Source organism: Nocardia salmonicida NBRC 13393 (genome assembly GCF_001613085.1).
Lineage (GTDB): Bacteria > Actinomycetota > Actinomycetes > Mycobacteriales > Mycobacteriaceae > Nocardia > Nocardia salmonicida.
In genome coordinates this window covers 273,770-287,564 of sequence record NZ_BDBR01000002.1, presented here as the reverse complement: position 1 = coordinate 287,564, position 13,795 = coordinate 273,770, and the positions used below count along the sequence as shown (strand labels likewise).

Annotated in this window: 14 protein-coding genes and 1 pseudogene; 8 read left to right on the top strand and 7 right to left on the bottom strand. The window is 66.0% G+C overall.

The window, feature by feature from the left end:
- Both NS1_RS01960 and NS1_RS01955 read right to left on the bottom strand, forming a co-directional pair.
- A complete protein-coding gene (locus tag NS1_RS01960; RefSeq protein WP_062980950.1) occupies positions 1-1,158 on the bottom strand; it encodes an acyl-CoA dehydrogenase family protein in 1,158 nt (385 codons plus the stop codon).
- A 28-nt stretch (positions 1,159-1,186) separates the two neighbouring features.
- Positions 1,187-2,221, bottom strand: coding sequence for a phosphotransferase family protein (locus NS1_RS01955; protein ID WP_062980948.1), 1,035 nt, complete (start codon positions 2,219-2,221; stop codon positions 1,187-1,189).
- Between the two features lie 181 nt (positions 2,222-2,402).
- Here NS1_RS01955 and NS1_RS01950 point away from each other — a divergent pair, with 181 nt between their 5' ends.
- The 5 genes from NS1_RS01950 (at position 2,403) to NS1_RS01930 (ending at position 7,077) form a co-directional block, all read left to right on the top strand.
- Positions 2,403-3,386 (top strand): lipase family alpha/beta hydrolase, encoded by a 984-nt coding sequence (locus NS1_RS01950; protein ID WP_255284374.1) that lies wholly within the window; start codon positions 2,403-2,405, stop codon positions 3,384-3,386.
- 17 nt (positions 3,387-3,403) lie between these two features.
- Positions 3,404-4,726 (top strand): QsdR family transcriptional regulator, encoded by a 1,323-nt coding sequence (locus tag NS1_RS38780; protein ID WP_062980942.1) that lies wholly within the window; start codon positions 3,404-3,406, stop codon positions 4,724-4,726.
- A 107-nt stretch (positions 4,727-4,833) separates the two neighbouring features.
- On the top strand, positions 4,834-5,445 hold the full coding sequence (locus tag NS1_RS01940) for an RDD family protein (RefSeq protein WP_062980939.1): 612 nt from the start codon (positions 4,834-4,836) through the stop codon (positions 5,443-5,445).
- 74 nt (positions 5,446-5,519) lie between these two features.
- The gene (locus NS1_RS01935) at positions 5,520-6,551 is read left to right on the top strand and encodes a MauE/DoxX family redox-associated membrane protein (RefSeq protein ID WP_062980936.1); all 1,032 of its coding nucleotides are present in this window, start codon (positions 5,520-5,522) and stop codon (positions 6,549-6,551) included.
- Positions 6,552-6,726: 175 nt separating this feature from the next.
- A complete protein-coding gene (locus tag NS1_RS01930; protein WP_062980933.1) occupies positions 6,727-7,077 on the top strand; it encodes a BP74-related protein in 351 nt (116 codons plus the stop codon).
- An 81-nt stretch (positions 7,078-7,158) separates the two neighbouring features.
- On the opposite strand, the gene NS1_RS01925 is transcribed toward NS1_RS01930, so the two are convergent.
- On the bottom strand, positions 7,159-8,703 hold the full coding sequence (locus tag NS1_RS01925; protein ID WP_063816043.1) for an MFS transporter: 1,545 nt from the start codon (positions 8,701-8,703) through the stop codon (positions 7,159-7,161).
- Positions 8,704-9,031: 328 nt separating this feature from the next.
- On the opposite strand from NS1_RS01925, the gene NS1_RS01920 reads away from it, so the two are divergent.
- Both NS1_RS01920 and NS1_RS01915 read left to right on the top strand, forming a co-directional pair.
- On the top strand, positions 9,032-10,042 hold the full coding sequence (locus NS1_RS01920) for a glutathione S-transferase family protein (protein WP_062980930.1): 1,011 nt from the start codon (positions 9,032-9,034) through the stop codon (positions 10,040-10,042).
- A 112-nt stretch (positions 10,043-10,154) separates the two neighbouring features.
- Entirely contained in the window at positions 10,155-11,189 is a 1,035-nt protein-coding gene (locus NS1_RS01915) for a hypothetical protein (RefSeq protein WP_062980927.1), read from the top strand.
- 3 nt (positions 11,190-11,192) lie between these two features.
- On the opposite strand, the gene NS1_RS01910 is transcribed toward NS1_RS01915, so the two are convergent.
- From NS1_RS01910 to fdxA, 4 genes are read right to left on the bottom strand one after another with little or no spacing between them, the layout of a single operon-like run.
- Positions 11,193-11,567 (bottom strand): hypothetical protein, encoded by a 375-nt coding sequence (locus NS1_RS01910; RefSeq protein WP_062980923.1) that lies wholly within the window; start codon positions 11,565-11,567, stop codon positions 11,193-11,195.
- Between the two features lie 3 nt (positions 11,568-11,570).
- Positions 11,571-12,227, bottom strand: coding sequence for a hypothetical protein (locus tag NS1_RS01905; protein ID WP_062980920.1), 657 nt, complete (start codon positions 12,225-12,227; stop codon positions 11,571-11,573).
- A 40-nt stretch (positions 12,228-12,267) separates the two neighbouring features.
- Positions 12,268-13,188 carry a D-alanyl-D-alanine carboxypeptidase family protein gene (locus NS1_RS01900; protein ID WP_255284373.1) on the bottom strand — a complete coding sequence of 307 codons (921 nt, stop codon included), beginning with the start codon at positions 13,186-13,188 and terminating at the stop codon, positions 12,268-12,270.
- A 59-nt stretch (positions 13,189-13,247) separates the two neighbouring features.
- Positions 13,248-13,586 carry a ferredoxin gene (gene fdxA / locus NS1_RS41440; RefSeq protein ID WP_062981468.1) on the bottom strand — a complete coding sequence of 113 codons (339 nt, stop codon included), beginning with the start codon at positions 13,584-13,586 and terminating at the stop codon, positions 13,248-13,250.
- Between fdxA and NS1_RS41435 the strand changes: the two are divergent.
- Positions 13,542-13,790, top strand: a pseudogene (locus tag NS1_RS41435) (LysR family transcriptional regulator); the annotation flags it as partial. The gene fdxA and the pseudogene NS1_RS41435 overlap by 45 nt on opposite strands.
- Positions 13,791-13,795: the final 5 nt, after the last annotated feature.

Genomic DNA, 13,795 nt, shown 5'->3' with positions numbered 1-13,795 from the left:
TCACAGTCCGAGGATCGTCGAGGCGACGATGCCGCGCTGCACCTCGGTCGATCCTCCGTAGATGGATGTCTTGCGGCAGTTCAGGTAGGCGGCGGTGCTGCGGCCCACCCATCGGTTGTGGTCCGGCAGGAGCGCGCTCGGACCCGCGACCTCCATCATCAGTTCGGTGGCGGCCTGCTGGAGTTGGCTGCCACGGAGTTTCAGAATCGATGCCGTCTGCGCGGTCCGGTCTTGCTTCGCTCCGGCGATCGCGCCGATCTGGATCAATTCCAGTGCGAGCGTTTCGTTTTCGAGTTCGGTGAGCCGCGCGGCGAACAGCGGGTCGTCGAGTAGCGTGCCCTTGCCTACCCGGGTGTGACGGGCACGCGTTTTGATCGTGGACAGCCGGACTTTGGTGCGTCCGATCGCGGCCATGCCGGTGCGCTCGTTGCCGAGCAGGTATTTCGCGTAGGTCCAGCCTTGATTCTCCTGTCCGACACGATGTTCGACCGGCACTCGGACGTCGTCGAGGAACACCTCGTTCACCTCGCGGCTGCCGCCGATGAGCTCGATCGGCCGCACCGTGACCCCGGCCGCGTCCATCGGGATCAACAACAGCGAGATTCCCGCTTGCTTCTTCGCCGCACCGGGGTCGGTACGGACCAGGCAGAACATCCAGTCCGCGTACTGGGCCATGCTGGTCCAGATCTTCTGCCCGTTGACGACGTAGTCGTTGCCGTCGCGAGTCGCGGCGGTACGCAGGGAGGCGAGGTCCGAGCCCGCTTCGGGTTCGGAAAACCCCTGGCACCACCAGATGTCGAGGTTGGCGGTCGGGGGCAGGAACCGGGCTTTCTGTTCCTCGGTGCCGAACCGGGCGATGACCGGGCCGATCATGTCGACATTGAAGGTCAGCGGTTCCGGTACCGACGCGAGCGCCATCTCGTCGTGCCAGAGATGGCGTTGAATCGGGGTCCAGTCCCGGCCACCCCACTGTTGCGGCCAGTTCGGCACCGCGATGCGGTTGGCATCGAGGATGCGCTGGGTGGTGACGAGCGCCTCGCGGCTGAGCTCGCGTCCTTCCCGCACGCCATCGCGGATCTCGGGTGGGACTTCGTTGCGATACAGGGACCGCAGATGACTGCGGAAGGCGATCTCGTCGCCGGTCAGTGCCAATTGCATGGTGGTTGTCGTCTTTCTGCGCTGGTGGTCAGATGCCGGTAGCGGTGGCCACCACGTCGGCGAGCTCGACGAGGTGATCGATCTGTTCGGTCGTCGGGGCCCCGGCATGGCCGCTGTTGTCCGGGTTGTCGAGTGCTCGGCGCCGCACGCCTTCGGCGATGATCGCCAGCTTCCAGAGCCCGAGTGCGTGCCAGAAGGCCAGTGCCGCGGGGTCACGTCCGGTGTGGTCGAGGTATTCGTCGACGAGTTCCTGCCTGCTGGGGAACCCCGGCAGCGTGGTCATCTCGAATCCCGCGACCCCGGGTTCGCCCGGCTCCGTCCAATAGGCGAGCAGGCTGCCGAGGTCGGCGAGTGGGTCGCCGAGGGTGCACAACTCCCAGTCGAGGACCGCGGTGATCGAACCGTCGCCGGACGCGATGATTATGTTGCGCAGGTGGAAGTCGCCGTGCACCAACGTTCGTTCCCGCTGTTCGGGGATCGCGGCGGTCAGCCGATCGGTGAGCTGATCCACCAGCGGGAGATCCCGGGTTCGGGACTGTTCCCCTTGCCTGGACCAGCGGCGGATCTGACGTTCGGCATAGGGACGGTGTCCGGCCAGGTCGGTCAGTCCGGTGGCGGTGAGGTCGACGGCGTGTACCTGCGCGAGTGCGCGGACCGAGGCCAGCGCCGTGGCCCGACGCTGATGGGGCGTGAGCCTCTGCGCGACGGACATGTCCTCGATGACCTGACCCTCGACATGCTCGAGCAAGACCATCGGGACGCCGTCCTGAGCACCCACCCCGAGAATCCGCGGCACCGGCACCTCGGTGTCGAACAAGGCGCCCACGACTCGCGCCTCGCGGACGACGTCGTGGGCCGAGGCGAGCAGCTCGCCCAGCGGCGGTCGGCGCAGCACCCAGCGGCGGCCGGCGGAGTCGGTGACCAGGAACGTCAGGTTGGAATTGCCCCCACCGATGCGAGCGACGTCCACCGGGCCCGCGCACCGCAGACCGAGCGAGATCAGCCATTCGCGCAAGTGGACGCGGTCGATGGTCGGTTCGGCAGCACTGCCGGTGTTGTGCATGGATGCCGGGCACACGTCAGATGACTCCTCGAGTGGAACGAATATAAGTAGACGTTCCATCAAGCTCGCCGTCGTGTCAACAGATCTCCAACAAATACGGGAGTTTTGCGGCGATATAGCTTTACTTCTAGTAAAGCCATGCTAGAACTTCTGGCAGTACAACGATGTCCTAGGAGTGCTCATGTCTTCTCCCGCCCGAACCACCGACCGCCGACGCCCCGGCGTCATGAAACGGCTGATCCTGGCCGCGACACTGGCCTGCGCCGCCGCTGCCGGTGCACCCGCCACCGCGCAGGCCGCTCCGCAGTACCCCGTCCCGTACGGACTGATTCCCGGAATCGTCCACTTCATCGACCGGGCCTCCCCGCCCGGAGCCAACGACTGGAACTGCCGCCCGAGCGCCGAACATCCGGAACCTGTGGTGCTGGTGCACGGTCTCACCGCGACGATGGCCGCCAACTGGACGACCATCGCGCCGCTGCTGGCGAACAACGGCTACTGCGTGTTCGCCCTGAACTACGGCCTCGACCCGGCCGCACCGGTGCCGTTGAACCTGATTCCGGGCACCAAGTCGATGCGGGAATCATCAGCCCAGGAGCTCGCGCCGTTCGTGGATCGCGTGCTCGCCGCTACCGGAGCGCAGAAGGTCGACCTCGTCGGCCACTCGGAAGGCACCGTGATGCCGCGGTGGTACATCAAGTACCTGGGCGGAGCGGCCAAGGTCGCCAAGTCGGTGAACCTGACCCCGCTCAACGACGGCACCAGAGCCGGCGGTCAGGCGCTGATCGCCCGCGCTCTCGACCTGCTCGGAGTCTGGGACGACCTCCAACTCCGTTCCGAGGCATTCGGATTCGGCGCGAGCCTGCAGATGACGAGCGGCTCCGACTACCTCGACGCGGTGAACTCCGGTGACGCCTACCCCGCCGATATCGACTACACCTTCATCATGACCCGCTGGGATCAGGTGGTGGCTCCGCATACCAGCGGCATGGGACCGATCGCCGCGAACGTCACCAATATCGTCGTGCAGGACCAGTGCCCGCTCGCGATCTTCGAACATGCCGGCGCCGCCTCGGATCCGGTTGTCGCACAGCACATTCTCAACGCCCTCGATCCGGCCAACCGAGTGCCGGTCAACTGCTTCGCCCACCCGCGCAACGGCTGACGGTAGTCTGCTCCATCATGACCAGGTCCGATTCGGAGTCGGCCGACGACCGGCCGCGCCGCCGTTCCACGGCGGTGCGGCCATCCGACGACACGCTGCTCGACGGAGTGCTCTCGGTATTCGCCGCGCACGGCTTCGACAACGTCACCATGGAGCAACTGGCCACCGCGGCCGAAACCTCCAAACCCACGCTGTACGCGCACTTCGGAACCAAGGAACAGCTCTTCGACGCGTGTGTGCGCCGCGAGGCGGCGAGCCTGCTGGAGTGGATGCGGGAAAGCTACCGGCGCGCACAGGGTTTCGATCTCGACCGGCACATCGCGACGACAACGCGCGCACTGTTCGATTTCGCCGCCACCCACGCCGAGGGCTTCCACGTACTGTTCGGGGCGCCGACGGCGGGACGGTCACACGAAGTACGGACCGCCACGATCCAGTCGGTCACCGACACCGTCGCCGAACTGATCCGGCACGAATACGGTGGCGCCGACCTGCAATGGGGCGCCAGTGCCGATTTCTGCGCGGCGGCGATCGCCGACATCGGGGTGCGCGGGGTGCAGCAAGCCCTCGCACAGCACCTCGATTTCACCGCGGCCGCGAATCTGACGGTCTCGATCATCGTCGCGGCGATGCGCCATCTCGATCCGGCTGCCGTGCGTGGGGTCGATGAAGGCACAACACCGACCACAGAACCATCCCTGCCTGATGAGGCGACCTCGCCGGGCGACGCACCGCGGCCCCGCAATACACAGTCGGCTCCACTCCTGTCCCCCACCGCACCCCCCAATGATGTGCTCGACACCGCGATCCGTATCTTCCTTCGCGGTGAACGTCTGGAATTACATGCCGTAGCAACGGAACTCGGGATCAGCCGCACCACCATCTACCGCCGATTCGGCACCAGAGAAGACCTGCTCGGTATCGCCATAGCCCGTCAGTTCGAACGCCTGCTCAACGCGATCGACAGCGAGTGCGACAGCCGCGGCGCCCACCGCATCTCCGAAGTCTTCGATCGAATACTGCGCCGCCTGGCGGCCGACCCGGCACTGCGCACCTATCTCCAGAACGAATCACCGGCGGCCCTCCGCCTGGTCACGCAGGCCGACGGACCGGTGCATCGCGGCAGCGTCGCACTGGTCGAGCGACTCATTCAGCGCGCCCAGGAACAGGACGGATACCGCCCCCCGATCGACCGAACAACCCTGGCTTTCGCCCTGGTCCGCCTCGGCGAGAGCTTCCTCTACAGCAACGCCGTCGCCGACACCGAAGGCGACATCGACCACCTTCTACAGGTGCAAACGACCCTGCTCGGAGTAGCCGGTCCGGTCGGCGGATTGTGAGTTCGGCACTTCACACCACGCGGAGTCGCTAGCCTTGCTCGGGCGGCCACAGTGAAAACGCAAGCGGCCGAGCAGGATCAACGACCATCGGTTCACTGTGAGGTCAGATGCCGTATCGAGCCGCTCCGTTCCTTCGCCGACTGGCCGCGAGGCTCATCGACTTCGTGGCCTGCCTGGCACTCACCTTTCTCATCGCCTTGCCGATAAGCCTGCCAGTGGTACTCACGGCGATGGCGATCGGCCAGACGTACGAGAACGTTGTTTACAGCGTCGGAGCCTGGTTGTGCTATTTCGCCGCCTACATCGGGCTCGAGGTCTTCCTCCTGGTTCGCCGAGACGGACAGACGCTCGGCAAGGGCTTACTCGGGCTACAGGTGGTTCCCGCCGATGCCTGGGCTCGACCTGGACTCGGTCTGCGTCAGGCTGCGGTCCGGATGCTGATCATCTTCTTGCCGTTCTTCCTCATGTCGGTCTCGGGCAGCAACCCGGACTCGTCGGTATCGAATGCGTTGACGCTAATCGGATTCGGCATATTCGCGGTCAGCTGCGTGCTCGCGATGGTCACCGCGAACGGTCGTCGAGCCGTCCACGATCTGGCGACAGGAACACGGGTGGTTCGGGCCGCGACGCGCAGGGTCGAGGTCAAGAAGGATCTACTGATGGTCCTGCCCGGCCGCGTCGATCTGTCCAAACGACACCTGGACGGCTCCGCTCGGTAGTACGCCCGGACTGTGGCGAAAGCTGTTCCAGCAAATCATATTTCAGACCGCTTCGTCTGTGGGATGGTGCCGGAATGCTGATCGAATACGGAGTGTGGGGTTCGCGATTGGTACTGGCTGGGGCCTTCGGACTGTCGACGTGGGGGAAGTTGGCGGACGGGCCCGCGACGCGGAAGGCGGTGGCGGATTTCGGGATACCCATCAGATGGGTTCCCCTGGTGGCGATCGGATTACCGGTAGCCGAAGGACTGGTGGCAGCTGGGGTGCTGTTGCCATGGACGGCCGCGGTCGCGGGTGGTGTGGCGATGCTGCTGCTCGCCGGGTTCACCGCGGCTATCGTGCGGTTACTACTGCGGGGTGAGCATCCGAACTGCTCCTGCTTCGGTGCGGCGAGCGCGGGGCCGATCGGGCCCGCGACACTGGTGCGCAACGGACTGTTGATGGCACTCGCCGCGCTGGTCACCGCGGGGGCGCTGCGGTATCCGCAGGTTCCGGCCGGTTTGCCGGCCGAGGCCACTGCCGGGCTGGCACTGATCGTGATCTTGGCGGTGGTGCTGCTCTGGACGCTCGGGGAGCTGCGGGCGCTGAGTCGGCGGGTCGACGAACAGGCGCTGTCGACGCTGGGCGCCGAGGGTCTGCCGGTCGGTGCGGTGGCACCCGAGTTCGAGTTGCTCGCCGTCGAGGGTGGGCGGATCAGCTTGGAGTCGCTCCTGGCGCCCGGCAAGGCAGTGCTGCTGGTGTTCGTCCATCCCGGCTGCGAGATGTGCGCGGCGCTGGCTCGTGAGTTGCCGCGGTGGCAATCACGGGTCCGGAAGGTTCTGACGGTCGTACTGGTCGGCAATGGTGATCTCGCCGAACATGCCGCCTGGGGCCGCGCGCAGGAGGTTGGCGACATACCGGTACTGGTGCAGCAGGGCAACGAGGCGGCTCTGCGCTACCGGGTTCGGGGCACGCCATCGGCCGTGTTGATCGGCGCGGACGGTCGGGTCGCGGGCGCTGTCGCGCGAGGTGCGATGGCGGTCCGGGAGTTGATCACCGCGGCGAAGGCGGATTCTGGACGGCAGTCACCGCGTCGAGACGAGCTCGCCTCGGGGACGCGCCGATGAGCACTCTCCCGTTGCCCCGTTTCACGGACAGAAACCGACCGCTTCCCTAAACCTGTTGTTTCCCAACAGCTTTCATCCGCAATGCGCTCCTGCTCGCGCGATTCGGCCGATACACTCGGCTTCGCAACACGCTCGACTCCCGCTCTCTCGAACGTATCGACAAAGGGGAACTGTCATGGCGCTCTTTGCATTCACCGACTACAGCGGAAAAGAATTCATTTTCCAGCTCAACAACGAGCAGCGGATCTCCGAGGCCCGTCGGATCCTGTCCGGCGAGGAAACGATGTCCACCCACGTCATGGGCAAGCTCCGCAAGTCCAAGCAGAGCTACAACCCGGAGTGGAACTTCCATCTCGACCCCGACACCATCACGTTCTTCACGATGGCGATCGAGGTCTGCGATTCGAGCATCCAGTACACCGAGGACTACCTCGACGAGGCGTGCGGCGCCTTCCTTCCCGGCTGTTTCTGGTGCCCCTGGTCCTCGCGACTGACTCGTGAAGTGACAGCCTCGGTCAGCGCCTGATCTCGGTTCCGGCCGACGCACTGAGCGTCGGCCGGAACCACTCGAAACAACTTCAGCGAGTATGTGATTCGCGCCGCTGGCTCAGGTGGTATCCGCACGGTGGCGTGCCGCATCGATGGCGGTGAATGCCGCGGCGGCGAGGATCATCAGCGCCGACACCAGCAGCGCCACGTCGAGTCCGTGATGGAAGGCCGCCTTGCCCGCGTTGAGCACCTCGGACACCTTCGACAGATATTTCAGATACGGGCCGATGTCGACGCCCTCGGGAATCTTCCCGAGTTCGACCGCTTGGATGGCGTCGGGCTGTAGCGAGGTCGGCAAACCCAGTTCGTTCATGCGCGCCTTCAGGTCCGCGGACAGGAATCCGCTCACCAGCGAACCGAGGACCGCGACACCGAAGGCCGAGCCGACCTGGCGCATCGTATTGGTCACCGCGGCAGCCATTCCCGAGTGTTCGGCCGGGACGCCCGACATCACGGCCGATGTCAACGGCACCACCGCGATCCCGAAGCCGAAGCCCGCCACCGCCATCGCGGCCGACAGCGAAGGATCGTGGATTTCCCCGGACAGCATGTGGCGGGTGAACAAGATCCCGCCCGCGCCGATCACACAGCCGAGAATCATCGGGGTGAGCGCACCACGCCTCGCTACCCAGAGCCCCGCGACCAGCGAGCCGATCACGATCGCGCCGGCCATCGGCGCGAAGACCGTGGCCGTGCGCGCGCCCGAATACGACTGCATCACCTGCAGATACAGCGCGGTGAAGAAGAAGATCGAGAAGATGCCGAAATAGACGGCGAAGGCCACCAGCAGTGCGCTGCGCACGGCAGGAAAGCGCAGGTAGTGCAGGTCTAGCATGGGTGCGCGCGCTCGTGTTTCGACGGCGATGAACCCGACGAACGCGAGCGCGCCTATCGCGAAGAACGCGAGCACCGACGGCGCGGTGTAGCCCCGGTCCTGACCGGAGATCGCGGCATAGATCACCGACCCGAACGCCGCCGCGCCGAGCACCGCGCCTGCCCAGTCGATGGGCTCCGGACTCGGGTCGGCGCTTTCCGGCACCGACCACAGCGCGATGACGAACGCCACCGCCGCGATCACGAGGTTGAACCAGAAGATCGAGCGCCACCCGTACGCGTGGACCAGCACGCCGCCCAGCACCGGTCCCGCCGCCAACGCCAGCCCCGACACCGCCGCCCACACACCGATCGCCTTGGCCCGAGCCCGATCGTCGGGAAAGACATGGCGCAGCACCGACAGCGTTCCCGGTTCCGACGCCGCGGCGCCCAGTCCCATGATCGCGCGGCCCGCGATGAGCACCGCGACACTGCTCGCGAGCGCGGAGACCACCGACCCGGCGCAGAAGATCACCAAACCGACGATCATCACCCGCTTGCGCCCCCACCGGTCCCCCAGCGAGCCACCCGCCAACATCAACCCGGCGAACACCACGGTGTAGGAGTTGACCACCCACTGCAACATCGTCACGTCGGCACTCAGATCGCGCCGAATGTCCCCCAGCGCCACGCTCACGATCGTGGTGTCGAGGAACGTCACGAACACCACCACAGCGACCGCGGTCAGAGCGATGCGTGGTCGCGCCGCCCCGCCCGGCGCTTTGCCCATCGGTATCACGGGCCACAGGTTACTGGCGGGTTCGTCCGTATGCGAGCCGGACGTCGGTCACGACATCGGCAGGCCCGATCGCGATCACGAGTCGAGTTCGCCGCGATGCCAGCGGAATCCCCTACCCCACCTGCCGACTTCTCGTTTACGGCCCCGCGTACTTTTCGGACTACCGCGCAGCAGCTCGATGAGGTGCGCACCGCGATTTCCTCCAGAGTTCGCGCCATGAACATGTCGGCCTCGAGTGGAGCGCGACCGCACAAGAACGCCATGGCTGTCCCGGGCGTTGGTCGACTCCCCGAGCGCGTGGGTATGCGAGACTGAGGCGGTGAGCGATGCCGGTGCGGGCACCTACGTCGAGGCGGGCGAGTTCCGTCGCGACACCAACTACATCACCACGCGGATCACCGCCGACGGAGGTGATGGATACCCCGTCGAAGCGGGTCGCTATCGACTCGTCGCGGCCAGGGCCTGTCCGTGGGCAAATCGCACGCTGATCGTGCGGCGGCTACTCGGGCTCGAACCCGTGCTGTCACTCGGCCTGTGTGGGCCCACCCACGACAAGCTGAGCTGGACCTTCGATCTGGATCCGGACGAGGTCGACCCGGTCCTCGGCATCCACTACCTGCGCGACGCCTATCTGGCCCGGTTCCCGGACTATCCGCGTGGGATCACCGTGCCCGCCGTTGTCGAGATCGCGACCGGGCAGGTCGTCACCAACGACTACGCACAGATGACCCTGGATTTCTCCACCGAATGGACCGCGTATCACCGGCCGGGCGCACCGCAGTTGTATCCCGAACCGCTGCGCGCGCAGATCGACGAGATCAACCGGGACGTGTTCCGCGACATCAACAACGGCGTCTACCGCTGTGGTTTCGCCGGCGATCAGGACGCCTACGATGCCGCCTACGCTCGGCTCTTCGCCGCCCTCGACCGGATCGCCGATCGACTGAGCACTCAGCGCTATCTGGTCGGTGACACGATCACCGAGGCCGACGTGCGGCTGTTCACCACGCTGGCCCGTTTCGATCCCGTCTATCACGGCCATTTCAAGTGCAACCGCACCAAACTCAGCGAGATGCCGGTGCTGTGGGCATATGCCCGTGACCTGTTCCAGACCCCCGGCTTCGGCGACACCATCGACTTCGGGCAGATCAAGGAGCACTACTACGTGGTGCACCGCGATATCAACCCCACCGGAATCGTCCCCGCGGGGCCAGACCTGTCGAATTGGCTCACCCCGCACCGTCGTGAGGAGTTGGGTGGGCGCCCCTTCGGCGACGGCACCCCGCCACCCGCGCCGGTTCCCGCCGAACAGGTACCCCCGATCGGCTGAGACCTTCACCGACAGTCGGTCCGGATAGTCAAGCGCGGCAACAGCTTCCGAAGACCGGTTCGCGACCTTCGGGACAGCATCGTGTCGGTGGTCATCGCTAGCGTGCTCAGGTATGGACACCATGCCCGATGGACGTTTCACCGACTTGCTGACGCAGTTGCGTGCGGGTGTGTTCCGCACGTTCGTCCGAGCCGACGTCGAACAGGTGTGCCGGACCGCGGGATGGACGCTGATCAGCGACGGTTCTGTCGACATCCCGCACACACCCTCCGGTGGCCGAATTCGCGACGACCACGATCCGTATGCCGAGAGCGAGCGGATGCAGTTGTCCATCGCCGTGGCGACGATCGCGGCAGAGCAGTTCCGTCGCTACCTGGACCTCGCGGTGGCGACATGGGGACCGCCCACCTGGTATTGCGGTCTGGCGGATCTCGGTGTCGGCTGGGTCGACGGCGATACGCTGCGTACGCTCGAGCTCTCCGAGTGGGGAGGCTTGTCCGTGCGGGTCGAGTCCACCGATTCCGATGCCAACAGCAGGTGGTGGCACTGGAAGACCCAGTACCACTATCCCGAATTCGTCGACGCGGACGACCGGATTCCGGTTGACGAGCACGATATCGAGTACAACAGCGCCGACGACTACGAGGTCAGCTTCACCTGGTCCGCCTCACCGGCCGGTTCGGACGGCCGCGGCAGCGAGATCTGGAGCGTCTACACCCTCGGTCATCTACGCGGCCTACTGACCGATTTGCTGCGCAGCGTTCACCTCGCCATGCGCGCGCTCGGCCCCGGCCCCGAGCCGCTCGTGCTGCACTTCTTCGACCGCGACAAAGCACCGGAGCGCTACGCCCAACTCGAGTTGTCCCCGACCGAGATCCGCCTGCGCGCCTTCACCACCGAATCCACCCGCCCACACCTCGACGAGCTCGGCTTCGTGGACTGTGGCGACGGCAGCTCCACGCGGATGTGGCCGACCGAACGCGACCGGGCACGAGCCGCCGCCACCGTCACCACGGTCTTCCTACATCGAATCGGCCTCGGCACCGAGAAGCTGACGATGACCGAGTCGGGCAAGCCACTGTCTATCGACAACTTCTCGGTGGATCTACAGGTCGATCTGGAAGGCGATGACGAAGATCTGAGTTGACCGTCAGCTGTCCTGCACGCGCTCGAACGGCCCGTCCGACGGTTCGGGTCGGTGCCCGAGACGGCCGATCAGCGCGGCGAGCAGGAGCAGGGCGCCCAAGATCACGACGTGTGCGGCGAACAGCACCAGCATGGGTAGTGCGAAGCCCTCGTCAGTGAGGACACCGCGGTCGCTGACGCAGTACAGCGTGTAGTTGGTCGAGGTTCCTTCGGAGTCGTGGAAGGTGTCGGAAACGACCACGGGCTCGGTGGCCGGAGACGAACAGAACAGCGGTGCGGTGAGTTTCGCTTCGCCCGGCCAGACGGCGACGGCAACAATAATCGTCAGAAAAGCGGCGGCGCTGACGAGGGAAACCGCTGCTACCAGTACGCGTCGCATGCGCTACACCTGCTGTCCTCGGAGGAATGCGCCGGTGCGGTCGAATTCGACGACCATCTCCGAGCGCGGCGACAAGACGTTGGCGACGATGCGGATCTCGCGGCCGAAACGACTCACCACGATGACGGTGACCTGGCCGTCGGGCAGCTCGCTGCGGGCGAGGGCAGTGTCGACGATCTCTTCTACGCGCGACAGGCCGGGCACCTCGCTGACGGTGAAATCCTCGCCGTCGAGGTCGTCGAAGGCGGAAACCCGGACCGGGCGTGGTGCGCTCAATTCCCCGAGGGCGAAGGAATAGTCGTCGAGTTGCCGCGAACGATCAGGTGGCCGCACACGCAGGCGGACGGTGGGTGTCCGAGCGGCCAGCACTGCGTCGTCGGCCATGAACCGCGTGATCTGGGCGGGTTGATCGTCCAAGGTCAGGCGGAACTGGGTCGAGTTCGGCGGAGTGAGGAGGATGAGGTTCGCTTCGACGTCGGTGACGCCGGTTCGCTGGGTGAGCGCCGCGATGGCGTCCTGCGGCAACGCACTCACCAAACCGCCGCCACGCGATCGGAGCTGATCCTCGAATTCCGCCCGGTCCACCGCACCCACGCAGCCGCTGGTAGTGCCGAGCACCACCAGGCAGACGAGGACCCGGAACCATCTGCCACCGCGCACATCCCGAATGCTAGGCGTTGCGCTCGGATCGCGCCGGTCGTCAGCCTCCGATCGGCTGCAGAACGCGCAGGATCGGGTCGTAGGCCCAGTTCAGCATGCGCTCGGCGTCCTGCCTGGCCGCTGCGCTGCTGTGGTCCGAGCTGTGCAGAACCACACCGATCATCGGGATGCCCGCCCGAACCGTCTCGAACATCAAGCAGTGACCCGCGGCGTCGGTGTTGCCGGTCTTGATACCGATGGTGCCGGGATACTCGTCGAGCATGCGGTTCGTGGTTTCCCAGTGGTGCTCACGGTTGGCAGGCCCGGCCGGAACGTGGAAGTTCCTCGCACCGACGATCTCACGGAACAGCGGCAGGTTCATCGCGTGCACACCCAGCGCCACGAGATCTGCCGGTGTGGAATAGGTGGAGAAGTCGGTGGGGTACGGCATGCCGGCCGGGTCGCTGAAATATGTTCCCGCCAAACCCATGACTCGCGCGGTGTCGTTCATCCTGGCGAGGAAACCGCCCTGGCCAGGCCCGAAGGACTCAGCGACGGTGTAGGCGGCGTCGCAGCCGGAGGGCAGCAGCAGCGCGTACAGCAGTTGGCGCGCGGTGAGCACCTCGCCGGCGACCAATCCCGCGGTGCTGCCGTTTTCCCTGGCGCAGTAGGCGCCCGCTTCCTGCGGCACCGTCACCGGCCGTTCGAGGTCGCCGCCGGCGATCACGACCACCGCCGTCATCACCTTCGCGATACTGGCGATCGGGACCGGGGTGTTCGCCTCGCGCGACCACACCACCATCCCGGTGAGCCCTTCCGCCAACGCCGCACCCGACGCGTTCACACCGTCCGGCCCTGCGGCCGGCCACGGCAGCAGACCGTCAGCACTCCCGGTGGGTGCGGCATCGGCAACACCGTGACCAGCCACGACGATCAGAACCCCGGCAGTGACGGCGTGCACCATCTTGGCGAATGTCCGCATGGCGACATTCTGGCGTACAACTACGCCGACCTGCGGGATTTGCCGCCTCGATTCGAGAACTACGCCTCGAACGCCCGCACATAGGCCGTATCGACGCCGAGGACACCGACCGATGTCGCGCCGCCCGGATGACCCAGTGGCTCGACTCTGCCGGGCAGCGGTTCGTGGAAGAAGCGGGCGTTTTCGGTGATGAACTGTTCTTGGCCCGACGGCAGATCGTCTTCGTAGTAGATGGCTTCGACCGGGCAGGCGGGTTCGCACGCGCCGCAGTCGGTGCACTCGTCGGGTTGGATGTAGGCCATCCGATCGCCGATGAAGATGCAGTCGACCGGGCACTCCTCGATGCAGGCCCGATCCAGGATGTCCACGCAGGCGGCGCCGCCGCCGCGCGCCGACACGGCATCAGCCAACCCGCGGTCGGCATGCGCATCAGCGCGCTGGAACGGCGACTGCATCTGCGGCTGCTCGATCGCGGACCCACGGGTTCGGCGTTGACCGATGCCGGTTCGGCCGTGGTCGAACTGGGTCGGCCGGTGCTGGCCGCGAGCCGTGCCTTGATGGACGGTGTCGCGGACCTGCACCGCGAGCTGTCACCACAACTGCACCT

Excerpts from the sequence above, each read along its gene's own strand:
- NS1_RS01900 (WP_255284373.1), bottom strand. The coding sequence starts at position 13,188 with ATGCGGACATTCGCCAAGATGGTGCACGCCGTCACTGCCGGGGTTCTG.
- NS1_RS01955 (WP_062980948.1), bottom strand. The coding sequence starts at position 2,221 with ATGCACAACACCGGCAGTGCTGCCGAACCGACCATCGACCGCGTCCAC.
- NS1_RS38780 (WP_062980942.1), top strand. The coding sequence starts at position 3,404 with ATGACCAGGTCCGATTCGGAGTCGGCCGACGACCGGCCGCGCCGCCGT.
- NS1_RS01950 (WP_255284374.1), top strand. The coding sequence starts at position 2,403 with ATGTCTTCTCCCGCCCGAACCACCGACCGCCGACGCCCCGGCGTCATG.
- NS1_RS01910 (WP_062980923.1), bottom strand. The coding sequence starts at position 11,567 with ATGCGACGCGTACTGGTAGCAGCGGTTTCCCTCGTCAGCGCCGCCGCT.
- NS1_RS01925 (WP_063816043.1), bottom strand. The coding sequence starts at position 8,703 with ATGGGCAAAGCGCCGGGCGGGGCGGCGCGACCACGCATCGCTCTGACC.
- NS1_RS01915 (WP_062980927.1), top strand. The coding sequence starts at position 10,155 with ATGGACACCATGCCCGATGGACGTTTCACCGACTTGCTGACGCAGTTG.
- NS1_RS01935 (WP_062980936.1), top strand. The coding sequence starts at position 5,520 with ATGCTGATCGAATACGGAGTGTGGGGTTCGCGATTGGTACTGGCTGGG.
- NS1_RS01930 (WP_062980933.1), top strand. The coding sequence starts at position 6,727 with ATGGCGCTCTTTGCATTCACCGACTACAGCGGAAAAGAATTCATTTTC.
- NS1_RS01940 (WP_062980939.1), top strand. The coding sequence starts at position 4,834 with ATGCCGTATCGAGCCGCTCCGTTCCTTCGCCGACTGGCCGCGAGGCTC.
- NS1_RS01960 (WP_062980950.1), bottom strand. The coding sequence starts at position 1,158 with ATGCAATTGGCACTGACCGGCGACGAGATCGCCTTCCGCAGTCATCTG.